General features: G+C 66.3%; 27 protein-coding genes, 1 other RNA gene and 1 riboswitch. Of the genes, 15 read left to right on the top strand and 13 right to left on the bottom strand.

Annotated features, from left to right (window positions below; all coding sequences use genetic code 11):
* The first annotated feature begins 56 nt into the window (after positions 1 to 56).
* The 4 genes from AC1DFE_RS01760 (at position 57) to AC1DFE_RS01745 (ending at position 2,389) form a co-directional block, all read left to right on the top strand.
* Positions 57 to 656 carry a GDSL-type esterase/lipase family protein gene (locus AC1DFE_RS01760; RefSeq protein WP_476904196.1) on the top strand — a complete coding sequence of 200 codons (600 nt, stop codon included), beginning with the start codon at positions 57 to 59 and terminating at the stop codon, positions 654 to 656.
* A gap of 90 nt (positions 657 to 746) precedes the next feature.
* Entirely contained in the window at positions 747 to 1,574 is an 828-nt protein-coding gene (locus tag AC1DFE_RS01755) for a DUF4097 family beta strand repeat-containing protein (protein WP_476904195.1), read from the top strand.
* The gene (locus AC1DFE_RS01750; RefSeq protein WP_476904194.1) at positions 1,574 to 2,179 is read left to right on the top strand and encodes a PadR family transcriptional regulator; all 606 of its coding nucleotides are present in this window, start codon (positions 1,574 to 1,576) and stop codon (positions 2,177 to 2,179) included. Before AC1DFE_RS01755 ends, AC1DFE_RS01750 begins: the two co-directional genes overlap by 1 nt.
* Positions 2,180 to 2,314: 135 nt before the next feature.
* Positions 2,315 to 2,389, top strand: a complete 75-nt coding sequence (locus tag AC1DFE_RS01745; protein WP_369299106.1) for a 50S ribosomal protein bL37 — start codon at positions 2,315 to 2,317, stop codon at positions 2,387 to 2,389.
* Between the two features lie 84 nt (positions 2,390 to 2,473).
* Here AC1DFE_RS01745 and rsrA read toward each other — a convergent pair whose 3' ends face one another.
* Positions 2,474 to 2,734, bottom strand: a complete 261-nt coding sequence (gene rsrA, locus AC1DFE_RS01740; protein WP_476904193.1) for a mycothiol system anti-sigma-R factor — start codon at positions 2,732 to 2,734, stop codon at positions 2,474 to 2,476.
* On the bottom strand, positions 2,731 to 3,459 hold the full coding sequence (locus tag AC1DFE_RS01735) for a sigma-70 family RNA polymerase sigma factor (RefSeq protein ID WP_476904192.1): 729 nt from the start codon (positions 3,457 to 3,459) through the stop codon (positions 2,731 to 2,733). The genes rsrA and AC1DFE_RS01735 overlap by 4 nt, the downstream gene beginning before the upstream one ends.
* 420 nt (positions 3,460 to 3,879) lie before the next feature.
* Here AC1DFE_RS01735 and AC1DFE_RS01730 point away from each other — a divergent pair, with 420 nt between their 5' ends.
* The 9 genes from AC1DFE_RS01730 to AC1DFE_RS01690 all read left to right on the top strand — a co-directional run bounded on the left by AC1DFE_RS01730 (position 3,880) and on the right by AC1DFE_RS01690 (position 11,972).
* Entirely contained in the window at positions 3,880 to 4,449 is a 570-nt protein-coding gene (locus AC1DFE_RS01730; RefSeq protein WP_476904191.1) for a DoxX family protein, read from the top strand.
* Between the two features lie 21 nt (positions 4,450 to 4,470).
* Positions 4,471 to 5,841: a 3-phosphoshikimate 1-carboxyvinyltransferase gene (aroA, locus tag AC1DFE_RS01725; protein WP_476904377.1), complete on the top strand. Its 1,371-nt coding sequence runs from the start codon at positions 4,471 to 4,473 to the stop codon at positions 5,839 to 5,841.
* A complete protein-coding gene (rsgA, locus tag AC1DFE_RS01720; RefSeq protein WP_476904190.1) occupies positions 5,825 to 6,940 on the top strand; it encodes a ribosome small subunit-dependent GTPase A in 1,116 nt (371 codons plus the stop codon). Before aroA ends, rsgA begins: the two co-directional genes overlap by 17 nt.
* Positions 6,941 to 7,006: 66 nt before the next feature.
* On the top strand, positions 7,007 to 7,819 hold the full coding sequence (gene hisN / locus AC1DFE_RS01715) for a histidinol-phosphatase (protein ID WP_476904189.1): 813 nt from the start codon (positions 7,007 to 7,009) through the stop codon (positions 7,817 to 7,819).
* A gap of 171 nt (positions 7,820 to 7,990) precedes the next feature.
* Positions 7,991 to 8,104, top strand: a riboswitch (SAM riboswitch).
* 35 nt (positions 8,105 to 8,139) lie between these two features.
* Positions 8,140 to 9,546, top strand: a complete 1,407-nt coding sequence (locus AC1DFE_RS01710) for an aminotransferase class V-fold PLP-dependent enzyme (protein ID WP_476904188.1) — start codon at positions 8,140 to 8,142, stop codon at positions 9,544 to 9,546.
* A gap of 99 nt (positions 9,547 to 9,645) precedes the next feature.
* On the top strand, positions 9,646 to 10,425 hold the full coding sequence (locus tag AC1DFE_RS01705) for a class I SAM-dependent methyltransferase (RefSeq protein WP_476904187.1): 780 nt from the start codon (positions 9,646 to 9,648) through the stop codon (positions 10,423 to 10,425).
* A gap of 10 nt (positions 10,426 to 10,435) precedes the next feature.
* Positions 10,436 to 11,149, top strand: coding sequence for a metal-dependent transcriptional regulator (locus AC1DFE_RS01700; protein WP_476904186.1), 714 nt, complete (start codon positions 10,436 to 10,438; stop codon positions 11,147 to 11,149).
* A gap of 5 nt (positions 11,150 to 11,154) precedes the next feature.
* Positions 11,155 to 11,610 carry a fluoride efflux transporter FluC gene (locus tag AC1DFE_RS01695; protein ID WP_476904185.1) on the top strand — a complete coding sequence of 152 codons (456 nt, stop codon included), beginning with the start codon at positions 11,155 to 11,157 and terminating at the stop codon, positions 11,608 to 11,610.
* A complete protein-coding gene (locus AC1DFE_RS01690) occupies positions 11,607 to 11,972 on the top strand; it encodes a fluoride efflux transporter FluC (RefSeq protein ID WP_476904184.1) in 366 nt (121 codons plus the stop codon). Before AC1DFE_RS01695 ends, AC1DFE_RS01690 begins: the two co-directional genes overlap by 4 nt.
* Here AC1DFE_RS01690 and AC1DFE_RS01685 read toward each other — a convergent pair.
* Positions 11,959 to 13,347, bottom strand: a complete 1,389-nt coding sequence (locus tag AC1DFE_RS01685) for an MFS transporter (protein ID WP_476904183.1) — start codon at positions 13,345 to 13,347, stop codon at positions 11,959 to 11,961. The genes AC1DFE_RS01690 and AC1DFE_RS01685 overlap by 14 nt on opposite strands.
* 22 nt (positions 13,348 to 13,369) lie before the next feature.
* Here AC1DFE_RS01685 and AC1DFE_RS01680 point away from each other — a divergent pair, with 22 nt between their 5' ends.
* Together AC1DFE_RS01680 and AC1DFE_RS01675 are read left to right on the top strand one after the other, a co-directional pair.
* Positions 13,370 to 13,732 carry a hypothetical protein gene (locus AC1DFE_RS01680; RefSeq protein ID WP_476904376.1) on the top strand — a complete coding sequence of 121 codons (363 nt, stop codon included), beginning with the start codon at positions 13,370 to 13,372 and terminating at the stop codon, positions 13,730 to 13,732.
* An 85-nt stretch (positions 13,733 to 13,817) separates the two neighbouring features.
* Positions 13,818 to 13,952 carry a hypothetical protein gene (locus tag AC1DFE_RS01675; protein ID WP_258006495.1) on the top strand — a complete coding sequence of 45 codons (135 nt, stop codon included), beginning with the start codon at positions 13,818 to 13,820 and terminating at the stop codon, positions 13,950 to 13,952.
* A gap of 72 nt (positions 13,953 to 14,024) precedes the next feature.
* Here AC1DFE_RS01675 and AC1DFE_RS01670 read toward each other — a convergent pair whose 3' ends face one another.
* The 10 genes from AC1DFE_RS01670 to AC1DFE_RS01625 form a co-directional block, all read right to left on the bottom strand.
* Positions 14,025 to 15,008 carry a S1C family serine protease gene (locus tag AC1DFE_RS01670; RefSeq protein WP_476904182.1) on the bottom strand — a complete coding sequence of 328 codons (984 nt, stop codon included), beginning with the start codon at positions 15,006 to 15,008 and terminating at the stop codon, positions 14,025 to 14,027.
* A gap of 157 nt (positions 15,009 to 15,165) precedes the next feature.
* Positions 15,166 to 15,534, bottom strand: a transfer-messenger RNA (tmRNA) gene (gene ssrA, locus AC1DFE_RS01665).
* Between the two features lie 123 nt (positions 15,535 to 15,657).
* Positions 15,658 to 16,128, bottom strand: coding sequence for an SsrA-binding protein SmpB (gene smpB / locus AC1DFE_RS01660; RefSeq protein ID WP_003804881.1), 471 nt, complete (start codon positions 16,126 to 16,128; stop codon positions 15,658 to 15,660).
* 114 nt (positions 16,129 to 16,242) lie between these two features.
* Complete coding sequence (locus AC1DFE_RS01655; protein ID WP_476904181.1) at positions 16,243 to 17,631, bottom strand: peptidoglycan DD-metalloendopeptidase family protein; 1,389 nt, start codon at positions 17,629 to 17,631, stop codon at positions 16,243 to 16,245.
* 24 nt (positions 17,632 to 17,655) lie between these two features.
* Positions 17,656 to 18,570 carry a permease-like cell division protein FtsX gene (gene ftsX, locus AC1DFE_RS01650; RefSeq protein ID WP_476904180.1) on the bottom strand — a complete coding sequence of 305 codons (915 nt, stop codon included), beginning with the start codon at positions 18,568 to 18,570 and terminating at the stop codon, positions 17,656 to 17,658.
* A complete protein-coding gene (gene ftsE / locus AC1DFE_RS01645) occupies positions 18,567 to 19,373 on the bottom strand; it encodes a cell division ATP-binding protein FtsE (RefSeq protein ID WP_476904179.1) in 807 nt (268 codons plus the stop codon). Before ftsE ends, ftsX begins: the two co-directional genes overlap by 4 nt.
* A gap of 187 nt (positions 19,374 to 19,560) precedes the next feature.
* Positions 19,561 to 20,676: a peptide chain release factor 2 gene (prfB, locus tag AC1DFE_RS01640; protein ID WP_476904178.1), complete on the bottom strand. Its 1,116-nt coding sequence runs from the start codon at positions 20,674 to 20,676 to the stop codon at positions 19,561 to 19,563.
* 54 nt (positions 20,677 to 20,730) lie between these two features.
* Positions 20,731 to 21,144, bottom strand: a complete 414-nt coding sequence (locus tag AC1DFE_RS01635; protein ID WP_476904177.1) for a pilus assembly protein TadG-related protein — start codon at positions 21,142 to 21,144, stop codon at positions 20,731 to 20,733.
* A gap of 62 nt (positions 21,145 to 21,206) precedes the next feature.
* Entirely contained in the window at positions 21,207 to 21,734 is a 528-nt protein-coding gene (locus tag AC1DFE_RS01630) for a hypothetical protein (RefSeq protein WP_476904176.1), read from the bottom strand.
* Positions 21,715 to 22,110 carry a TadE family protein gene (locus tag AC1DFE_RS01625; protein WP_476904175.1) on the bottom strand — a complete coding sequence of 132 codons (396 nt, stop codon included), beginning with the start codon at positions 22,108 to 22,110 and terminating at the stop codon, positions 21,715 to 21,717. The genes AC1DFE_RS01630 and AC1DFE_RS01625 overlap by 20 nt, the downstream gene beginning before the upstream one ends.
* Position 22,111 lies beyond the last annotated feature (1 nt).

Here is a 22,111-nt window from a genome sequence, read left to right as displayed (position 1 = left end):
GGCATACAAACGGTCCGTATCCGGGACACGCCCTCCCAACAAGTGAAGAGGTAGTAGTGGAAGACAGGAAGCTGCGGATTGCAGCTGTTGGAGATGAACTGCTGGCCGGGCTCGGCGATCCCCGGGCACTGGGATGGCTGGGCCGGGTGCTCGCCCGCACTCCGCAGGACGGCATGACGGTGGAGAGCTTTTCGCTTCCGTGCCCTCAGGAAGGTACGGAAGGCCTGGCCGCGCGCTGGCTCGAGGAGGCCGGCCGCAGGTTCGCCGACAACCACGAGAACCGCCTGGTCATCGGGCTTTCCGGCCGGGACATCGAGTTCGGGCTGTCCACTGCCCGGAGCCGGCTGAACCTCGCCAACATCCTGGATTCGGCTACCCAGAGGCGGCTGGAGGTCTTCGTCGTGGGGCCGCCGCCCACGCTGGATCCGGTGCAGAACCGCCGGCTCGGTGAGCTGAACACTGCCTTCGCCGACGTCACCACCCGGCGCAAGCATCTCTACGTCGACACATTCTCGCCGTTACTGAACCACGAGCAGTGGCGCCAGGACCTCTCAGCCAACGGAGGCACCCCCGGACAGGCAGGTTACGGGCTGATGGCATGGCTGGTGCTGCACCGCGGCTGGTTCCAGTGGCTGGGGATGGACACCCCGGAGTAGGCGCGCTCCAGTCGCGATATATCTTGATCTTCCGTTACTGGCGGGATAGTGTGGCCTCCATAGTCACGATATATCGCAAGTGGAGGAATCATGGAAGAGAATTCCTGGACCGTCACCGGCCCGCAGACCATCGATGTCGACGGCGTTTCGCACCTTAAAGTGGGCATCGTCCGCGGCAGGCTGGACATCGTCACGCACGACGAAGATGTGGTCCGCATCGAGGTATCGGAGGTGCACGGGGATCCGCTGGCGGTGTCCGTAACAGGCGGACGCCTGGAGATCCGCCACCAGCTCCACGGGCCACAGGGCTGGTTCAAGAACCTGATGGATTCGGTCAACAGCCACAGCAACAACTCAGTGGTCATCAGCATCGCTGTCCCTGCCGGGGTCGAGGTCGAGGCGGGCACCGTAAGCGGGGACGGACTGGTCTCGGGTGTCCACGGCCGCACCCGACTGACCACTGTGACCGGATCCCTGCTGGCAGACGGCACCTCCGGCGACCTGCACGTGAACACCGTCAGCGGCGAGGTGATCGCCCGCAACCACAACGGCGTCCTGACCGCCAAAAGCGTTTCCGGGGAGGTTACGGCGTCCGGCCATTTCAGCAACATCCGGGCCAACACCGTCAGCGGCGACATGAGCTTCGACCTGCACGGCTTCACCCACGACTTCGGCGCGAATTCAGTGTCGGGGGACCTGACCATCCGCGTCCCGCACGATGTCGGCGTGGACATCGTGGCCCAGTCGGCCGGCGGTCCGGTGGTCATCGACGACCGGAAGTACGGCCACCCCGGCGGCAAGGTGCAGACCATCTCCGGCCCGGACGCCAAACTCATGCTGGTCCGGACCAACTCGGTGTCCGGCACAACATCCGTCTTCCACAGCCAGGCACCGGCAACTACGGAACCGGCACTCTGATGCCCCCCGTCTTTGCCCACGGCGCGCTCCGGCTCTACCTGCTGGCACTCCTCGAGGCAGGCCCCAAACACGGATACGAACTCATCAAGGCGCTCAGCGACCGGTTCGGTGGCACCTACTCCCCCAGCGCAGGCACCATCTATCCACGCCTGGGCAAGCTGGAGGAGGAGGGGCTGGTGGCCACGGAATCCCAGGGGCGCCGCACCAACTACCGCATCACCGCTGCCGGCCTGGCTGAATTGAACAGCCGGCGCGAGGAGCTGGAGACCGTGGAAAACGGCATTGCGGCTTCCGTCCGCAGGCTCGCCGATGATCTCCGCGCCGACATACGCAGCAACATGCGCGGGCTGCGGGCGGACCTGGCGGCAACAGCAGAAGCGGCACGCACCGCCGCCATGTCGGCGGACCCGGGCGGCCAGGGCCGCTATACGGCCGAGGGGCAGCGCATGCTCAAGGAAGCGGAGATGCTGCTGCAGGCGTTCCGTGACGACATGCGGGCCGAGCTGCGACTGCAGACCAGCGCCCGGCCCATGTCGCCGATGGCCCTGGAAACGGTGCGGACAGTCCTGGAGCAGGCCCGGGTCTCGATCCGGAACTCGCTGTAGGTGCCAGGCCTGCGCGGCGCGGCCCCGAGTCGCGGCCTGTCCGCTGGCCGCACGGCCGCCCGGTTCGCGGCCCGTCCGCTGATATGGGAGACTGGAGGGCAACTCTTTTGGGTAACGAGATTAAGGAGGCCAGCTATGAGCAAACGTGCACGTAAACGTCGTGACCGTAAGCGTGGCGGCGCGAACCACGGGAAGCGCCCCAACACCTAAGCCACGGCTTGTACCGAAGCTTAAACGCAATGCCCCCGCTACCTCGAAGGTAGCGGGGGCATTGCGTTTAAGCCCGGAACTCCGTCAGGCGTCCACCGGCCGGATCGTGTGGATCCGCTGCAAAATCGCGTTCTTCAGGTTTTCCGGCGCAGCCTCGGTACAGGAGCGCTTCACCACTTTCCGGATGACGCACTCAAGATCGTACTGCTGCGTGCACTCAGGGCACTCGTCCAGATGCTGCTTGATCTCCGCAAGGTCGCTGCGGGTCAAAGCTCCATCCAGATACTCGTAGATGCGGTGCATCCTGGCGTCATCGCAATCGCCCAATCCCTGGCAGTCGCTCATTTCCCGTTCTCCTGTTTCTTGCCTTCGGCTGCCGCCGTGGGGTCCGCAGCAGCTTTGAATCCCCGGTCGGCGGCATAGTCCGCCAGCATGTCCCGCAGCATCTTCCGGCCCCGGTGCAACCGGGACATCACAGTGCCGATGGGGGTGTTCATGATGTCTGAAATTTCCTTGTAGGCGAAGCCCTCGACGTCGGCGAAGTAGACGGCCAGCCGGAACTCCTCCGGGATGGCCTGCAGGGCACGCTTGACGTCCGAATCCGGAAGATGGTCCAGGGCCTCGGCCTCGGCGGACCGCAGGCCGCTGGAGGTGTGGGACTCGGCGCGGGCAAGCTGCCAGTCCTCGATGGTGTCCGAATTCGACTGCAGCGGCTCCCGCTGCCGCTTCCGGTACAGGTTGATGTAGGTGTTCGTCAGAATCCGGTACAGCCAGGCCTTCAGGTTGGTGCCCGGCTTGTACTGATGGAACGCCGAGAACGCCTTGGTATACGCCTCCTGCACGAGGTCCTCGGCATCGGCCGGGTTCCGCGCCATGCGCATGGCCGCCGAATATAACTGGTCCACGTACTGCATGGCGTCGCGCTCAAACCGGGCGCGCCGCGCCTCAGTGCTCTCCGAGTCGACGTCGATATCCGCCGCCGCTTCAACGGCGGGTGACGTGTCAATCTGCGGGATGCCGTTGGCGGCGTCCTCCTGCGTGGCCTGTAGGGCCGGATCCACGGTACTCATTGCGTTCAAGTCTACTTTGATCGGAGCCGGCCGCCCCCGACGGCGTGCCGTGCCGTAGTCCGGGCGGGACAGACCGCCGCCTGCCTCCAGCTCATCAGCTTCCGGCACCACAAACGGCCGCATCCTGGCGGGACTTCGCACCCCCACAGCTTCCTTCACCAAAGTCAATGCCCCATCTCCACTCCGCATAATAAGACCCGCTTGCTAAAACCCGCGTTTGCGCCGCGGTCCGCGCTCTTGCCGGTTCCGGCCATGCCCCAGCCGTCTCTAAAACACCGGAAACCGCACGGGACGCTGCCCTAAGACTGCTTCCGGCCTGAAGAGCACAACGGCGCGCGGTGGGCAAATATTCCGCAAAAGTGCAAGACTAGAACCGACTCCGCCGCGGCCCCCGCGGCTCGGCCATCCAGGAGGAAATTCATGTCCCTTGTCCGCTTTTTTGCCCGACCGATGCTGGCCTCAAGTTTCATCCTCGCCGGCACGGACAAGCTCAGGAATGCGGACGATACGGCGCAGCAGCTGTCGCCGCTCCTGCGCCGTGCCTCCGAGGCCCTGCCTTTCCAGACGAATGAGAAGGTTCTGGCCCGGATCATCGGCGGAACACAGGTGGGCGCAGGCCTCCTGTTCGCGCTCGGCAAGTCGGCGCGGCTTGCGGCCTCGGTGCTGGCCGTCATCTCAGCCCTGAACGCCTTCGTTGAATGGCGCAGCGCCGACATCAGCAGCAAGGAGGGCCGGGAAGCCCGCCGCAACCAGCTGCTCAAGAACATCACCCTCACCGGCGGTGTGCTGCTGGCCTCCGTGGACACAGCCGGCAAGCCCAGCCTCGCCTGGCGTGCAGAGCACCTCGCGGCCGACGCGCGGAAGACTGCGACCCACCTGGCCGCGGATGCACGCAAGACCACCGGCAGGAAGCTGCACAGTGCGGATAAGGCGGTCCGCAAGGCCGACAAGGCAGTCCGCCGGGCTGTAGACCACGCGGTAGGGGCATAAGGGGGAATGACTGCATCACCCATGGGCGCGACCGCTGAAAACTCCGGCGCTGCTCCGCACTGGCCCGCGCCGTTCGCGGAGCGGCCGGTCGACGCCACGGTCCGCGTGCCTGGCTCCAAGTCGCTGACCAACAGGTACCTCGTGCTCGCCGCGCTGGCTGACGGCCCGTCCCGGCTCCGGGCACCGCTGCACTCCCGCGACTCGGCCCTGATGATCGCGGCCCTGCGCCAGCTGGGTGCGGACATCCGGGAAGTGGCGGGTGACGCCGCGTTCGGGCCCGACCTGGAGGTGACGCCGATTCCGGCCGGCTCCGGCGGCGCCGACGTCGCCGTTGACTGCGGCCTGGCCGGGACGGTCATGCGGTTCGTGCCGCCGCTGGCGGCATTTCGCAGCGGAGCCACCGTTTTCGACGGCGACCCCCATGCCCGTCAGCGGCCGATGGGCACCATCATCGAGGCGCTGGCAGGGCTCGGAGTAACTGTCAGCGGAGAGGCCGGCGGAACGCCCGCCTCGCTGCCGTTCCGCGTGGAAGGCACGGGGCAGGTCCGCGGCGGGCACCTCGTCATTGACGCCAGCGCGTCCTCCCAGTTCGTCTCCGCGCTGCTGCTGGTGGGTGCCCGGTTTAAGGACGGCCTGCATCTGGAGCACTCCGGCAGCACCGTCCCGAGCCTGGACCATATCAACATGACCATTGCCGTGCTGCGCGGCGCGGGCGTGGTGGTGGATGATTCCACGCCCAACCAGTGGATTGTCAGCCCCGGCCCCATCCGCGCCTTCGACCAGCGCATCGAACAGGACCTGTCCAACGCCGGGCCGTTCCTGGCCGCCGCGCTTGCGACGGCCGGCACCGTGCGGATTCCGGACTGGCCGGAGCACACCACGCAGGTGGGTGACATGTGGCGCAGCATCCTGACGGACATGGGAGCGACGGTGACCCTGCAGGACGGTACCCTGACGGTGACAGGCGGGAGCGAAATCAAAGGTGCGGACTTCGCCGAAACGAGCGAACTCGCGCCCACCGTCGCCGCACTTTGCGCGCTGGCCTCGGGCCCCTCCCGGCTGAGCGGCATCGCCCACCTCCGGGGACACGAAACGGACCGGCTCGCCGCCCTCGTCACCGAAATCAACCGCCTCGGCGGCGATGCCGAGGAAACCACCGACGGACTCATCATCCGCCCCGCCGACCTGCATGCCGGCGTCGTGCACAGCTACGCCGACCACCGGATGGCCACCGCCGGTGCCATCCTGGGGCTGGCCGTCAAGGGTGTGGAAGTTCAGGACATCGCCACGACGTCCAAGACCATGCCGGACTTCCCCAAACTGTGGGCTGACATGCTCAGCCAGCGGGACGGGACCTACACCGCAGGGACCACTGGTGGCACGCAGCACTGACTCCTGGGACGAATCCGACGTCCGGATCCGGCCAAACAAGAAAGGTTCGAGGCCCCGGACGAAGGACCGGCCCAGCCATGAGGACGCCGTCACCGGACGGATCATCACGGTTGACCGGGGGCGTTACACGGCCGTCGTCGGCGAGGACTCCGGCCAGGAGCGGACAGTCATCGCAGCCCGCGCCCGCGAACTGCGCCGCTCCCCCGTGGTGGCCGGAGACTTCGTCTCCCTTGTGGGAGACGTCTCGGGCGCGCCGGACACGCTGGCACGGCTCGTGAAAATCCAGGACCGCAAGACGCTGCTGCGCCGCAGCGCCGATGACACGGATCCCGTGGAACGCGCCGTGGTGGCCAACGCGGACCAGCTGGTGGTGGTTGTCGCTGCCGCCAACCCGGAGCCACGCACCGGGTTCATCGACCGGGCGCTGGTGGCAGCCTACGACGCCGGGATTGAGCCACTGCTGCTGGTCACCAAGGCGGACGTCAAGGACCCTACCGAGCTGCTGGACAACTACCGCCACCTCGACTTTCCGGTCATCATCAGCCGCACCGCCGACTCCGACGCATCCGGCATCGACGCCCGGTCCGACGACGGCCTCTCGGCCCGGCTCGACGTTGCCGCGGTGTCCGAACTCCGCGCCCATCTGGACGGCAAGGTGACAGTGATGCTGGGGCACTCCGGCGTCGGCAAATCCACCATGGTCAACGCGCTGACGGGCGCCGAGCGCGCCACCGGCGGCGTCAACGCCGTGACGGGCCGCGGACGCCACACGTCGTCGTCGGCCCTCGCCCTCAAGCTTGCTGATGCCCCCACGGGGAGCTGGATCATCGACACGCCGGGCATCCGCTCCTTCGGGCTGGCCCACGTCGATCCGGACCGCATCCTGCACTCCTTTCCCGACCTTCAGCCGGGCACCGAGGCCTGCGAACGCGGCTGCAAGCACGACGCCACCGCCGTCAACTGCGGCGTTGATGCCTGGGTCGCAGCCGGGCACGCCGGCCCCACCGGAGCAGCCAGGCTCGTGTCCCTGCGCCGCCTGCTAGGCACCGACCCCCGCATGGAGGCCCAGGAAACCAAGGAACTCGGCAGCGTCAGCTAGCGCCCACGGCCGCAGCGCGGCCGGAACCTCCCCGCCCCGACCGGCCTTTGAGGGTAGTTTGGAAGCATGACCCAACCCGCTTCAACCTACAACGATGACCTGCGTCTGGCCCACGTGCTGGCCGATTCCGTGGACGACCAGACCATGAGCCGGTTCAAGGCGCTGGACCTTCAGATCGAGACGAAGCCAGATCTGACGCCGGTCACCGATGCGGACAAGGCCGCCGAGGAGTCCATCCGCGGCCAGCTGTCCCGCTCCCGCCCCCGCGACGCCGTGCTCGGCGAGGAGTTCGGAAGTTCCGGCCACGGTTCGCGCCGCTGGATCATCGACCCCATCGACGGCACCAAGAACTTTGTTCGCGGCGTTCCGGTTTGGGCCACGCTGATCGCCCTCGTCGACGAAGGCGAACCCGTCGTGGGCGTGGTCAGCGCACCGGCACTGGGCAAGCGCTGGTGGGCGGCCAAGGGCGCCGGCGCCTACACAGGCCGTTCCCTAGCGGCCGCCACGAGGCTCAAGGTGTCCAATGTGTCCAGCCTCGCCGACGCCTCGCTGTCCTACTCCAGCCTCGGCGGCTGGAAGGACCGCGGAAACCTCGATGAGTTCCTGCAGCTCACCGAGGATGTGTGGCGCACCCGCGCCTTCGGGGATTTCTGGTCCTACTGCCTGGTGGCCGAAGGAGCGGTGGATATCGCCTGCGAACCGGAGCTGAACCTGTACGACATGGCGGCGCTGGTGCCGATCGTGACGGAGGCAGGCGGCCGCTTCACCTCCCTCGAGGGCACGGACGGCCCGTTCGGCGGCAATGCACTGGCTACCAACTCGATCCTGCACTCTGAAGTCCTCAAGCGTCTCAACCCGCAACTGGACGACTTGCTTTAGTTTCCGCTCCGAAGCCCCTCAGCTKAATTTTGCGACGGCGGGCGCCCTCTTTTGGTGGCGCCCGCCGTCGTTTCTTCGGCAGCAGGCCGAATATCTGGCCCACGTAATAATCCGCTTAACATTCCGGACCGCCTTTTTCTTCGCCCGTCCGGATGTCCTAGTCTCGTAACAGGTCACGAGTGCCAGCGCTAAACCCCGGTTAGCTGGCCGGCAACCCTCCATTCGCGGTGGGGTGCCCCGGGTGACGACCAGGCCGATCCGGAACGGACGCGGCAAGCGCGGATCCCCGTCACACGGGGTCCTTTTCTCAGTGAGGTCCCATGACGACTGCCATCATTTCTTCCACCACCGACGCCGGCGTGCTGGATGGCCGGTTTGCGGCCGCCGGCCGTCCCCTGGCCGCCGTCACCGGCGCGGAGATCCAGGCACCGCTGATCCAGGGCGGCCACATCCGTTACGCCAACCTTGACTACGGCGCCTCCGCGCCTGCGCTGTCGGTTGTTTCCGCATACCTCAATGAGATCCTGCCGTATTACGCGAGCGTGCACCGCGGCGCCGGCTATGCCTCGCAGATCAGCACGTCCGTGTACGAGAACGCGCGCGACATCGTCCGGGAGTTCGTGGGCGGCCGCGCGGATGACGCCGTCATCTTCACCCGGAACACCACCGACTCCCTCAACCTCCTGGCCGGCTGCCTCCCGGTGGAGGACCACCACCACACGGGGGAAGTGCTCTACCTCGACATCGAGCACCACGCCAACCTGCTGCCGTGGCAGGGCGTGCCGCACCGCAGCGTGGTGGCCTCGGACACGCTGGAAGCCACCATCAGCAGCCTGCGGGCGGAACTGGAGCACGGCGATGTCAGCCTCCTGGCTGTGACTGGCGCCTCCAACGTCACCGGGGAAATCCTTCCGATCCGGCGCCTTGCTGCGCTGGCCCATGAATTCGGCGCCCGGATCGTGGTGGACGCCGCCCAGCTCGCGCCGCACCGCCGCGTCAACATCGCCGCAGACGACGTCGACTACCTCGCCTTCTCCGGCCACAAGCTCTACGCCCCCTTCGGCGCCGGCGTCCTGATCGGCCGTCCTGACTGGCTCGACGCCGGCACCCCGCACCTCGCCGGCGGCGGTGCGGTCAGTGAAGCCAGGCTCGACGGCGTCAGCTGGGCCACCGGCCCCGCCCGCCACGAGGGCGGCTCACCCAACGTGCTCGGTGCGGCCACCCTGGCCCGGGCAACCCAGGTCATCGCTGCCCTGGACCCGCAGAGCTGGCACGCCCACGAGGCTGCCATCCGGTCCTTCCTCGTCGAAGGATTGCGCGAGATCGACGGCGTCACCGTCCACCAGATCTTCGCTGACAGCGACCCGGACGACGCCATCGGTGTGGTCAACTTCTCCGTGGAGGGTTACGACGCCGGTTTGGTGGCCGCCTACCTGTCCGCCGAACACGGCGTGGGCCTGCGCGACGGCCGCTTCTGCGCCCACCCGCTGCTGAAGCGCCTCGGCCTGCCGTCCGGTTCGCTGCGTGCCAGCTTCGGCGTGGGATCACGGCTGGAGGACGCCCGGCGGCTGCTCGCCGGCATCGGGGAGCTATGCCGCTCCGGCCTGGGCTGGGACTACGTAGTGGACGCCGGGCGCTGGGTTCCGGCAAATGACACGCGCACGTACCCCGACTGGGCACCCAACACCCCCGGCACCGCCGGCGCCGCACCCTGTGTACAGGACTGACGGCGCCCAGGACTGACGTCACCCGGTCCTGCTGCCGCAACGGTCACCGTACGGTAGATTCGAAAGGTAATTTTCGACGTCGGCCTAAGGAGACTGTGCGTGGCACGGGGTGGTCCCAAACTTCATCACGGGCGTCGGCAGGAGCTGGGACAGAGCTTCCGGGACGGCGGCGAGCACTACCACCGCGTGCGTCCCGGCTACCCTCGCGACTCCGCCGACTGGCTCATTCCGGCCGGGGCGCGTACGGCCGCGGATATCGGCGCCGGAACGGGGAAGTTCACCGCGCTGCTGGTGGAACGCGGGCTCAGCGTCAGCGCGGTGGACCCCTCCCTGGACATGCTCGAGCAGCTCAGCCTCGCCTATCCCGGGGTTCAGGCTTTGGAGGGGACCGCGGAGGAGACCGGACTGCCCGGGGCGGCATTCGACGTCGTCAGCGTTGCCCAGGCGTGGCACTGGTGCGACCCGCTGCGGGCAAGCACGGAACTTTCCCGGATCCTCAAGCCCCAGGGCGTGCTGGGCCTGATCTGGAACCAGCTGGACACGTCAGTGCCATGGGTGCACCGGCTTTCCCGCATCATGCACGCCGGGGACGTCCACAAACCGGATTTCCGCCCCAGGATCGGCCCGGAATTCACGTCCCTGGAAAGCCACCTGACCCGGTGGGAGGATCCCGTCACCCCGGACGACATCCTTGAGCTGACAAAGTCCCGCAGCTACTACCTCGCGGCCAACGACGCCACCCGTGCCAAGGTGGCCGGCAACCTGACCTGGTACCTGCACGAGCACCTGGGGCATGCCGGGGACGAAGAGCTGCAGCTCCCCTACCTCACCCAGACCTGGCGGGCTGTCAGGGCCGAGCGCCGTGGTGGCAGCAGGTAGGCTTGACGCTGTGAAGACCAGCACGCCCTCCTCCTCGATCGAGGACTACGTTAAGGTCATCTATTCCTTCACGGAATGGCAGGACAAGCCCATCACCTCCACGCAGCTTGCACAGCGCCTCGGGGTAGCCAATTCATCGGTCTCCGAGATGGTGCGCAAGCTCAAGGACCAGGGCCTGGTCCTGCACAAACCGTACAGCGCCATCACGCTAACGCCGCAGGGCGTCCGGCTTGCCCTCTCCATGGTCAGGCGGCACCGGCTGATCGAAACGTATCTGGTCGAGGACCTCGGATACAGCTGGGACGAAGTCCACGACGAGGCCGAGCAGTTGGAACATGCGGTCTCGGACACGTTTATTGAGCGGCTGGCGGACCGGCTGGGTAACCCTGCCAGGGACCCGCACGGCGATCCCATCCCCTCGGCCGACGGAACCGTCCGGATGCCCTCCGCCCACCGGATGATCGAGCTCGATGACGGCCACACCGGCAGGATCACCAGGATCAGCGACGAGAATCCCGAATTGCTGCGTTACCTCGCTGCGGAAAAAATCAGCCTCGACGCCGACGTCGAAGTGCGCGGCCGCAAGCCCTTCGGCGGCGCCCTGGTGGTCCGCATCGGCGCACACGGGACCGGCCGCGACGTAGACCTCGCCGACGAGGTGGCCTCCGCACTGTGGATCCACAGCGATTCCGCCCACCCCGGCTGCCGCATGGTGGGACTGTAGCCGCGGTGCGGGCTCCCCTGGCCGGTCGCACCGGCGCCGCCCCCAAGACAAACTCCGGCTACGGCTGGCGGGTCTGGACGGCCGTAGCCGCGGGCGGCCTGCTGGGCACCGAACTCCGGTACGTGCTGGGCCTGCTGTTCCCGGACCAGCCAGGAGACCTGCCATGGGCCACGCTGGGCATCAACATCGCCGGGAGCTTCGTCCTCTCGGCCCTCACCACTGTCTGGATTGCCCGGCCACACACTGCGTTCTGGCTCCGGGCCGCCATCGGCCCGGGTGTGCTGGGCTCGTTCACCACGTTCTCCGCCGTCGTATTCTCCACCGACCAGCTGACCCGCACCGGGCTCCCGGTACTGGGGCTACTCTACGTGGGACTGTCCGTCCTGCTGGGGATGGCGGCGGCGGCCGCCGGCTGGCGGACCGGCAAGGTGCTCGGCAGTACTGATGGGACCGGAACGTGACGGCAATTCTCGTGGGTGTTTTCGGCATCGCTGGAGCCCTCCTCAGGTTTGTTGTGGACGGCTGGCTGGCCGGCTACCCGTCGCCGCGGCGGCACTGGCCGTGGGCTACCCTGCTGGTCAATGTGGCAGGTTCGTTCGTGATCGGACTGTCCGTGGGCGCCACTGCCGCGTTCGGCCCCGAATGGCACTCAGCCCTGGCCACCGGATTCGCCGGGGGCTTGACCACCTTCAGTTCCTGGACCACTGCGACGGTGCGGCTGGCCAGTGAACGGCGCTACCTCGCCGCCGCCGGCAACATCCTCGCCAATCTGCTGCTGGGGCTGGCCGCGGCCGCAGCAGGCCTTGCCATTACTGGCGGTTAGCCTGCACCGGGTTGCGGATTCCGACGGCGGAGCACGCCGCACCCAGCAATAGCAGCGCGGCCGTAGCCAGCAGCGCGCGGTGCAGGCCCGGCGTCGTCAGCTCCGGACCCACGATGAAGCCCGCAAACGCGATGCAGACCAGCCCGGCGATTCTCGAGACGGCATTGTTGACGGCTGAGCCCACTCCGGCCTGCTTTTCCGGGACGGATCCCAGGATGGCCGCCGTCAGGGGCGCCACGGTCATGGAAAGGCCGAGGCCGAAGACTACCTGCCCGGGCAGGACCTGGGTCCAGTAGTCCAGAGAGCCTTCCACGGAAAGAGTCAGCAGGAAACCGGCGGCGCACAGCACCGGACCGGCGGTCATGAACCACCGCGGCCCGTACTTGCCGGCGAGTCCTCCGAAGAATGACGCCAAGAGCATCAGGATCACCGTTGAGGGCAGCAGCGCCAGGCCGGCGGTGGTCGCCTTCATGCCGCCGACCTGCTGGATATAGATCCCCAGGGCAAAGAACCCGAGCGAAAAGCCGCCGTAGATGGCGGCGGTGGCGATGTTGCCCCAGCCGAAGTTCCGCACCGTGAACATGCTCAGGGGCAGGAGCGGCGCGGCCGTGCGGGATTCGTGGACGAGGAAAAGCGCGGTGGCTACGACGCCGGCGGCCAGCGGCAGCCAGACCTGCGGGCTGCCCCAGCCCGCGGTCCCCTGTTCGATCAGCGCGTAGACCGGTCCGCCAAGGGCGACCACGGCCAGGAGCGCCCCCGCAATGTCGATGCGGCCTGCGGCACCGGGGACGGTGTCAGCCTTCCGCAGCCTGGCCAGCACCGGCCAGATTGCCGCCGCCGGCAGGACGTTGACGAAGAAGATGACCCGCCATGAGAGCAGATCCACGGAGACGCCGCCAATCAAGGGGGCCACGATCGCGGCAGCGCTGGTCCACGCGGACCACTTGCCGATGGCTGCCCCCTGGGCACCGCTATCAAAATGGCTGACAATCAGCGCGAGCGAGCTGGGCACCAGGAGTGCTCCGGCCACTCCCTGCAGACCCCGGCTGACCACCAGTATTTCGCCGGTCCACGCTGCCCCGCACAGGACCGAGGTGAGGGCAAACCCGCCCAGGCCCCACTGCAGCACACGGACGCGTCCGAATTGGTCCGAGAGCGAGCCGGCCGCCAGTATGAGTGCACCAAGTGTCAGGAGGTAGGCGTCCACCACCCACTGCTGGATGCGGAGGCCGCCGCCGAGTTCCCTGCCGATGGCGGGCAGCGCCAGGCTGACGACGAAGCTGTCCAGGATGGCCATGAATGACGCCACAATCGCGACGGTCAGTACCTGTCGCTGCAGGCGCGTGGGCGCGGTGGTCTGGCTGGCATCGCTCATGACTTACCGTATCGTGGACTGGATGATCAGCAGACGTGATGTGGCAATTGCCCTGGATGTACCACTGGAAATGGCGCAGCGCCACGGCATTCCCAAGCTTCTGACCGAAGCCCAGCTCGGCGAACTGCTGGACAATCCCCCTGCCTGGCTGGTCCAGTCCCGCGCCAACCGGACAGGGAAGAGGCCGGTGTGGGTACATCTCGTCTGTGCGGTCTGCGGCTACGAGGAGGCGGCCCGGCCCAAGAAGTGGTGGCCCGAATTCACGTACGTCGTTTGCGGGCACCACCGGCCCTCCGAAGTTCCCAGGCCGGCGCCCGGGCATGTCCGGAGCGAGTTCGACGGCGTGGGCACCCGGTTCGTGGGAATCGCCGACGTTACGGGCTGACGGGGGACGCTTACATCTGGACTCAAACAGGCGTAATTTACGTAGGGAGGGGCACCCTCCTGCCCCTCGGACGAGGGAGCACGCCATGCCGGACAAGTCGCCGCACCAGCAACAGCAGAAAAAAGCGGGCAAGACCATCAAGCAAAAACGCGCGGATAAGAAGGCCAAGGCCCCGCATGAGGGAGCCGCGGACCCTGTAGCGCATCTGAAGAAACGCTGATTGCAGGACAACACCGAACGGGGTGGCCGGGGATTGCCTGACCACCCCGTTGTTTGTGTTCGGCCTCTGGTTCTATCCCCAGTCCGCCATCTCGCCTGGGACAGCCGCGATGTCCGTGATGTGTCCGTCGCGCAGGACGGATATGTTCATCGGAACGCCGATGGCCTCCGCGAAGAGGAGTTTCTGCAGGCTCTCCGCATTGCTGACGGCGCGGGAGCCTACCCTCAGCAGCACGTCCCCGGCCCGCAGCCCTGCTTGTTCCGCCGGCGAACCGGACAGGACCTCCACGACGCGCAGTCCCTCGCGCTGGCCGGTTCGGACCACCTCGCTGGCGCCCAAACGGATCGGTGTGCTGACCACGCCCAGGTAGGCGCGGCGGACCCGGCCGTCCGACAGGAGCGCGGAGATGATCCGGCGTGACGTGCTGTTAATGGGAACGGCCAGCCCCAGCCCGGCACCAGCCACTGCTGTGTTGATGCCCACGATCCGGCTTTTTGCGTTGGCCAAAGCCCCGCCGGAGCTGCCGGCGTTCAGGGCGGCGTCGGTCTGGATGACATCCTCGATCACCCTGCGGTTGCGGCCTGCCCAGACGGGAATCGCCCGGCCCAGTCCGCTGACCACGCCTGCCGTCACCGAGCCGGAGAGTCCCAGCGGGTTCCCGACGGCAATCACCAACTGCCCCACCTGCAGCGATTCGGCGTCCCCGAACTCGGCGGGAGCGACGTGCGGGGCGCGGCCCCGGACCACAGCGAGATCGGACAAGGGATCGGCGCCAACCACTTCGAGATCTGTGCCGGAGCCGTCCGCGAAGACGGCGCGGCCTTTCTGGGTCCCGGCCACCACATGGGCGTTGGTCAGCAGGTAGCCGTCCTCGGTGAACAGGACCGCGGATCCGGCCCCGACCCGGAACCGCCCGTTGCGCCGGTTGCCCGTCATCTCGATCGCGGCCACATGGGGTGTCACCGTCTTGGCCACCCTGATGACCGTCTCCGAATAGGAGTCCAGAGCCTCGCCGTCGTCGATGGGATCCTGTTCGTTTGCAGCCGCCGTGGACATGGCGCGCCTCCCTACCGCTGATTTTGTGTTATCTGTCACAACGGCGAAGCCGTGGCGCGTAGTCCCGTGGAGGCTACGCCGTCGGTGAACAGCGCGTCGGCTTAAATAAGGAATGCCCGGACCGAGGTCCGGGCATTCCCCGTCAGGTAACGGGATTTCGTGGAGATGGGGGGAATTGAACCCCCGTCCGATGTCGTGTTGTCAGGGCTTCTCCGGGCGCAGTTTGCGTCGGATATTCTCGGCCCCAGCCGTCCTGCAAACAGGCGGCTGATCCGGGCCCAGTCATCTAAAAGTCCCGTTTACTCCGATGACGGGAGCAAACAGCAGTGGCTATCTAAATGACGCCAGGATCCGGGGCGATAGCAGCCTCGGGCTGACGGACTGTCTTACTGCTTAGGCAGCAAGAGCGAAGTCAGTGCGCTTAGATTCGGCACTTATTGGTTTGCAGACAGCGTTTACGAGATAATTCTGCATCCTCGGCCCGCTTCACCTGTCGCGACTAACATCGTCGAAACCGATCATCCCCGTATTTTGTTACCAAACCGGCGGAGCGTAAGGTTCTGGACCAGATCCCTGCCGGACTACCAATAATAACGCATCGGCGCGGCGAATCATTCCAGCCGGCACACCGCGCGTCGGCGGGGCCCGGTCAGCGCCGGTTGCGTTCCCGCATGACGCGCAGGGCCTCGCGCTTGTCCTGCTGCTCGCGCAAAGTCTGGCGCTTGTCGTAGTCCTTCTTACCGCGTGCGATGCCGATTTCCACCTTGGCACGGCCGTCCACGAAGTACAGCTGGAGCGGCACGATGGTGAAGCCCGATTCGCGGATCTTGTGCGAGATCTTGATCAGTTCTTCGCGGTGCAGCAGGAGTTTCCGACGCCGGCGCGCTGCATGGTTGGTCCAGCTTCCCTGGTTGTATTCAGGGATGTGGATGCCTTCCATCCAGAGCTCGTCGTTGTAGAACGTGCAGAACCCATCGACCATGGAAGCGTGGCCTTCGCGGAGGGACTTCACCTCCGTCCCCATGAGCGCGATGCCCGCCTCATAGGTGTCCATGACGTGGTAGTCGTGCCGGGCCTTCCGGTTGGTGGCCACGACTTTACGGCCACTTTCTTTGGGCACGGTTCAACTCCTCAGTCCTCGGTACTGACTGTCCCGGCGGCGCCGGGACAAAGCCTTACTATTCTACGGCAGGTGCGCCGTGGCCCCCGTGCGGGCAGGCCGCGTTCCCCCTCGTTAGAGCAGGCGCATCGGGTCAACGGCCACGCCGTTCAGCCAGGTCTCAAAGTGTGAGTGGCAGCCCGTCGAGTTTCCGGTCGTGCCCGAGTAGGCGATGAGCTGGCCCTGGCTGACCTGCTGTCCGACCGACACCACCACGCTCGTGTTGTGGTAGTAGATCGTGGTCAGCGAATTGCCCTGGACCACGCCGTGCGAGATCTTGACGTTGTTTCCGCCGCCGTCGTCCGCCCAGCCGGCTGAGAAAACTTCGCCGGCTGCCGCTGCGTACACCGGTGTGCCGCAGGCGGCACCGAAGTCAATGCCCGTGTGCATGTATCCGCCGGTGCCGTAGAAGTCGATGGTGCCCGGCGGCGTCGAACGCCAGCCAAAACCGGAGGTGATGGGCACGCTATCGGGGAACGGGTGGCGGAGGCCAAAGGCCGACGGCGGGCCGGTCACCGGAACGAAGGGTTTGGGTTCCTCACCCTTGGCCTTGGCGGCCGCGGCGGCAGCAGCGGCGATCCGCCGCTGCTCAGCGAGCCACGCCTCGCGCAGCTTCCGGTCACGTTCCACGATTTCGGCGGCGACGGCGTCCTGGCGCGCCTTGACGGTAGCCAGCTTCTTCTGGATTCCCGGCTTGGCCGCCTCGAGTTCGTTGTTGATTCGGGTGGTGTCGGCGATGAGCTTGTCCACCTTGGCCTTTTGGGCGGCAGCCTCGTCGCGGGCGGCTTTCTCTTTGGCAAGCGCCGCGTCGGCCTTGGCCTTGAGGTCCTGGATTTCGGCTTCGACTGCCTGCAGGCGGGCCTGCGAGTTCACATTGGTGGCGTTCTGCTGGGTGAGCTTGTCCATCGCGGAGTTCTGGCTGCGGAGCGCCTGGTCAGCCATGTCCATCGTGTCGGTGAGGCTGCCGGTGTTGTTGGAACCGAAGAAGAGGGTGAGGTCTGAGGGCACACCGCCGGACTTGTAGGCCTGGGTTGCGATCTGGCCTATCAGCTTCTTCGTGCTGGCGATCTTTTGCCTGTCCGTGTCCAGCTGCTGCGTGATCTTGGCCTTGTTCTGCTGGGCGAGATCCACCCTGGCGGCGAGGGCTTCCACTTCCTTGACGGCACTCGCTACCCGGCCTTGGGCTTCGAGCAGCGCCTGCTGCGCGGCCGGAAGCTGTCCGCGGTAGATGACGAGGTCCGCGGCCGCCTTGGAAATTTTTGCGTCGACGAATTCGAGCGACTCCTGAACCCGGGCAGCTTCGGCCTTCAGTGCGGCCTGCTGGTCCTCAAGGTCGTCGGCGAAGGCGGCGGGCGCTGACGCGACGCCCAGGCTCGCGGCCAGCATCAGTGCCACGGCGGCACCGACAATCCTGCGCTGGCGCCCCGCGGGGCTCTTTCGCACGGGCCTGACCGAACTCGTCATGGGCATTCCTTCGGTGAGCATGGCCTACACCCTCAAGTATCGGCGGAGCGTGAGCAGAGATGAAGTGCCTGCCAGAACCACACCCAGCCCGACGAGGGCCGGGGCAAGGAGGAGGGTCTGTGCCGGAGAGATGAACGCCGTGTCAGGATACTGCTTGGACAGGTATTCGCCCAGGAAGAAATGGGCCACGGCCCATAGCGTTCCCGACGCGAGGGCGGCGCCAATGACAGCCGCGATCACGCCCTCGAGGATGAAGGGCAGCTGGATCACTGCCTTCGACGCCCCCACGAGCCGCATGATGCCTGTCTCCCGCCGCCGGCTGAACGCCGAGAGCCGGATTGTGGTGGCGATGAGCAGGATGGCGCACACCGTCATTACGCCGGCGATGATCACCGCGACGAGGGACGCCGCGTTCATGACGGAGAAGAGCCGCTCCAGGACCTGCCGCTGATCGATGACCGTTTCGACGCCCGGCTGCGAGGAGAAGGTCTCACTGATGATCTGGTACTTTTCCGGGTCCTTCATGTTGATCCGGAACGAGGCGGGAAGCTGGTCCGGCGTCACCGAGTCGACGATGGGAGAGTTCGAGAACTGCTCCTTGAAGTGCTTGTAGGCGTCGTCCTTGGACTCGAACTGGAAGTCGTTGATGTACTGGGCCACTGCCGGCGATGCCAGCAGGGTCCGAAGGTTGTCCTGCTGTTCGGCCGTTACCGGTCCAGAGGCGCAGCCGGCCGCCGTCGAACCTTCACCGCAAAGGAAGATGGCCACCTGGACCTTGTCGTACCAGTAGCCCTTCATCTGGTTGATCTGCAGCTGGAGCATACCTGCGGCGCCCACAAAGGTCAGGGACACGAAGGTGACCAGGATGACGGAGACGACCATCGACAGGTTGCGCCTCAGGCCGCCGCCGATCTCGCCGAGGATGAACTGGAGCCTCACAGCCGGCCCTCCCCTGCCTGGTCGCGGGCCGCCCGGTCACGTCCTGCCCCATCGTGCGGCTCCGCGTCGTCGAGCCCGCTGGCATCCTTGAGCCTGCGCGACTGGCCCACCACGGGGATCATCGACGTGTAGAGGGCCCGGGCTTCGTCGCGGATGACCTTGCCGTTCTTGAGTTCCACAACACGCTTGCGCATCTCGTTCACGATGTCGTCGTCGTGCGTGGCCATGACCACCGTTGTTCCGTTCTGGTTGATCTTGTCCAGGACACCCATGATGCCCATGGACGTCGTGGGGTCGAGGTTGCCGGTGGGCTCGTCGGCCAGCAGGATGCCGGGGCGGTTGACCACAGCGCGCGCGATGGCCACGCGCTGCTGCTCGCCGCCGGAGAGCTCGTGGGGCATGCGCTTCTCTTTGCCCTCCAGGCCTACGGTCTTGAGCACCTCGGGGACGGTGTCGCGGATGACGCTGCGGCTCTTGCCGATGACCTGCATGGCAAAGGCGACGTTGGCGAAGACATTCTTCTGCGGCAGCAGGCGGAAGTCCTGGAACACCACGCCGATTCCGCGGCGCAGGCGGGGCACACGCCAGCTGGAGATGTTGGCCACGTTCTGGCCTGCGACGTAGACCATGCCGGAGGTGGCACGGTCTTCCTTGAGGACGAGGCGCAGGAACGTGGACTTACCGGATCCCGACGCGCCGACGAGGAAGGCGAATTCACCACGGTCAATTTCAAGGCTGACGGAATCCAGGGCGGGCCTGGCCTTCTGGTCGTAGACCTTGGTGACATTTTCGAAACGGATCATGACCCTAATACCCTGCAGGACACGGCCCTATGGGCATGGTCTGCAACCGGTGCGGGGGCTTTCGCTAGGGGGAAGTAGAGCTCCGGCCTCTCGACTATACGCACGGGCTGCCATGCTCAGGCGGGAGTCAGAGGGGCGTGTCGCGGGATTTGAGCGCCGCACCCGGCTCGTTTCGCGTTCTGCTGGTTTAGCGTTCGGCGTTGCGGTTGTCGGTGCGCCAGCGGATCCCGGCTTCGATGAAGTCGTCGATGGCGCCGTCCAACACGGCGCTGGTGTTGCCCACCTCGTGTTCTGTGCGCAGATCCTTGACCATCTGGTACGGGTTCAGGACGTAGGAGCGCATCTGGTCGCCCCACGAAGCCTTGACGTCGCCGGCGAAGGCCTTCTTCTCCGCGTCCTCCTGCTCCTTCTTGAGCAGCAGGAGCCTCGACTGGAGCACCCTCATCGCGGCGGCGCGGTTCTGCAGCTGTGACTTCTCGTTCTGCATGGACACCACCGTGCCGGTGGGTATGTGCGTCAGTCGGACGGCGGAGTCGGTGGTGTTGACCGACTGGCCGCCGGGGCCGGATGAGCGGAAGACATCTACACGGATTTCGTTGTCCGGGATGTCAATGGAGTCCGTCTGTTCGATCAGGGGAATGACTTCCACGGCAGCGAAGGAGGTCTGCCGCCGTCCCTGATTGTCGAACGGGCTGATCCTGACCAGCCGGTGCGTTCCCGCCTCGACACTCAGCGTGCCGAACGCGTACGGCGCATTGACTTCAAAGGTGGCGGACTTGAGGCCTGCCTCCTCCGCATAGGAGGTGTCCATGACCGTGGTGGGGTATCCATGGCGCTCTGCCCACCGGAGGTACATGCGCAGCAGCATTTCGGCGAAGTCAGCGGCATCGACGCCGCCGGCACCCGAGCGGATCGTGACCACGGCCTCGCGCTCGTCGTACTCGCCGGACAGCAGGGTGACCACTTCAAGGTCCTTCAGCGATTTGCGGATGGACCGAAGCTCCGACTCAGCCTCCCCCATCGAGTCTGCGTCGTCTTCGTCCTGGCCGAGCTCCACCAGCACCTCAAGGTCATCGATTCGGGAGGCGAGGGTGTTCAGCCGCTCCAGCTCGGATTGGCGGTGCGAAAGCCGTGATGTGATGATCTGGGCGGCTGCGGGGTCATCCCAGAGGTCCGGCTCGCCGGCCCGCTCGCTCAGTTCTGCGATCTCTTCCTTGAGCGCCTCGACATCGGTGACCTTTTCGATGGAGGTATAGGTGCCGCGCAGCGCGCGGATTTCTGCAGCAAAATCAATTTGAGCCATGGTTGTTTAAGCGTACGCTATCCACCCAGACAGACCGGACGGCGGGCAGTTGGGCTACCTGGTCAGCCGCGAGCGTGCCGTGGACGAGGCAGCAATCGTTATGCCGTCGGGGATGAGGAAGTTGACCGCCGGCGGGTGCACCGTGGCGGTGAGAACCACGATGGCGGTGGAACCGTCGGGCGTCCCGGTTCCGGCCGTGACGGCCAGCCCGTCGACCCGTCCGAAGGCGCCGTTGCGGCTGAGATAGTCGGCTGCGACGTTCCGGACCCTGTCCCCATTCAGCAGTGCCGAGGGAGTGCCGCCGGCGGTTTCGACCTGGCCAAGGGTATAGGAGTCGGCGGCTGCCACCGATGCGCCGTCGGCGAGGGACAAGAGTTTCTTGTGCTCGATGTAAAGGCTGGACGCGGCCATGACCACGGTGCTGACCAGCAGGGCCAGCATGACGAATCCGATGATGAGGACTGCCATCTGGCCGCCCTCATCACGGTTCGTTCGTGCTGGTGCGGCGGCGGGGCTTGCTGCAGGAAGCGTCAACGGAACCTGCCCACTACCTGGGTGGCCGACGCGCTCAGCTGGCTGGCGTTGAGCCGAAGCGCTTCCCCGAAGGGTACGAAAGGCAAGGGCACGGTGAGCCTTACGGTGACGGTGACAGCAGAGCCCGCCGCCATGCAGTCACCACCCGAATCACAGCCGATCTCGACGCTGGCGTTCCCGGCGGGATGCCCGTAGTCAGCGAGGGCAACCATGGTGGCCCGCTCTGCTGCTGCCCGGCCCGACGCAGCATCGGGCTGGGCCACGAAGACCTTGGCCGCCTGGTCCGCTGCGCCCACCACCGCGAAGGAGCCGCCCTGAATCTGGCCAACAGTAATGATGAAGTACACCACCGGAACCATGAGAAGCAGTCCCAGGAACGTGAATTCCACTACCGCACTCCCCCGCTGCCCGTCGTCGCGGGCCGCGTGGTTGTCCGTGGCGCCGGGGCACAGAGCCTCGCAGAACCTGACTGCAAGGGAGTCGAAGCGGTGCCCCAGCCCGCGGCTACCTGGTGATCGCGGCATGACCGGTGACCTCCAGCCCCTCGCGTGGCCCGATCAGGCCAATGACCGGCATTGGTGCCCTGACGGTCACCTCCAGCGTCCGCAGTCCCTGGAAGACGACCTCACGCGTTTCGATGTCGCGGGCAAAGTCCGTATTGAGTGCCGTGCCGATGAGCTCACCGGTGCGGCGCCGGGCGTCGTCAGGGCCGCGGTCCGCCAAGGTCCCGTAGCGGGCGCCGGACGCCGCCGCGTCGATGAGTGTGTTACGGACGTGCAGGATGAGCGCGAGCTGGATCACGGAGACGAAAAACATGGTCAGCAGGGCGCCCACGAGCACAAAGTCGACCACGGCAGCACCGCACTCGCGCCCGGAAGTGTCCGCGGCGGTCCCGTTCACG

This window comes from Arthrobacter sp. 05T423, assembly GCF_056396245.1.
Note: the sequence above shows the minus strand (reverse complement) of the source record. Positions and strands in the feature narration are given on the sequence as shown.

Coding starts and splice junctions, on each gene's coding strand:
- AC1DFE_RS01755 (WP_476904195.1), top strand. CDS start 747: ATGGAAGAGAATTCCTGGACCGTCACCGGCCCGCAGACCATCGATGTC.
- AC1DFE_RS01750 (WP_476904194.1), top strand. CDS start 1,574: ATGCCCCCCGTCTTTGCCCACGGCGCGCTCCGGCTCTACCTGCTGGCA.
- rsrA (WP_476904193.1), bottom strand. CDS start 2,734: ATGAGCGACTGCCAGGGATTGGGCGATTGCGATGACGCCAGGATGCAC.
- AC1DFE_RS01735 (WP_476904192.1), bottom strand. CDS start 3,459: ATGAGTACCGTGGATCCGGCCCTACAGGCCACGCAGGAGGACGCCGCC.
- AC1DFE_RS01730 (WP_476904191.1), top strand. CDS start 3,880: ATGTCCCTTGTCCGCTTTTTTGCCCGACCGATGCTGGCCTCAAGTTTC.
- aroA (WP_476904377.1), top strand. CDS start 4,471: ATGGGCGCGACCGCTGAAAACTCCGGCGCTGCTCCGCACTGGCCCGCG.
- hisN (WP_476904189.1), top strand. CDS start 7,007: ATGACCCAACCCGCTTCAACCTACAACGATGACCTGCGTCTGGCCCAC.
- AC1DFE_RS01710 (WP_476904188.1), top strand. CDS start 8,140: ATGACGACTGCCATCATTTCTTCCACCACCGACGCCGGCGTGCTGGAT.
- AC1DFE_RS01685 (WP_476904183.1), bottom strand. CDS start 13,347: ATGAGCGATGCCAGCCAGACCACCGCGCCCACGCGCCTGCAGCGACAG.
- AC1DFE_RS01680 (WP_476904376.1), top strand. CDS start 13,370: ATGATCAGCAGACGTGATGTGGCAATTGCCCTGGATGTACCACTGGAA.
- AC1DFE_RS01675 (WP_258006495.1), top strand. CDS start 13,818: ATGCCGGACAAGTCGCCGCACCAGCAACAGCAGAAAAAAGCGGGCAAG.
- AC1DFE_RS01670 (WP_476904182.1), bottom strand. CDS start 15,008: ATGTCCACGGCGGCTGCAAACGAACAGGATCCCATCGACGACGGCGAG.
- AC1DFE_RS01655 (WP_476904181.1), bottom strand. CDS start 17,631: ATGACGAGTTCGGTCAGGCCCGTGCGAAAGAGCCCCGCGGGGCGCCAG.
- ftsE (WP_476904179.1), bottom strand. CDS start 19,373: ATGATCCGTTTCGAAAATGTCACCAAGGTCTACGACCAGAAGGCCAGG.
- prfB (WP_476904178.1), bottom strand. CDS start 20,676: ATGGCTCAAATTGATTTTGCTGCAGAAATCCGCGCGCTGCGCGGCACC.
- AC1DFE_RS01635 (WP_476904177.1), bottom strand. CDS start 21,144: ATGGCAGTCCTCATCATCGGATTCGTCATGCTGGCCCTGCTGGTCAGC.
- AC1DFE_RS01630 (WP_476904176.1), bottom strand. CDS start 21,734: ATGCCGCGATCACCAGGTAGCCGCGGGCTGGGGCACCGCTTCGACTCC.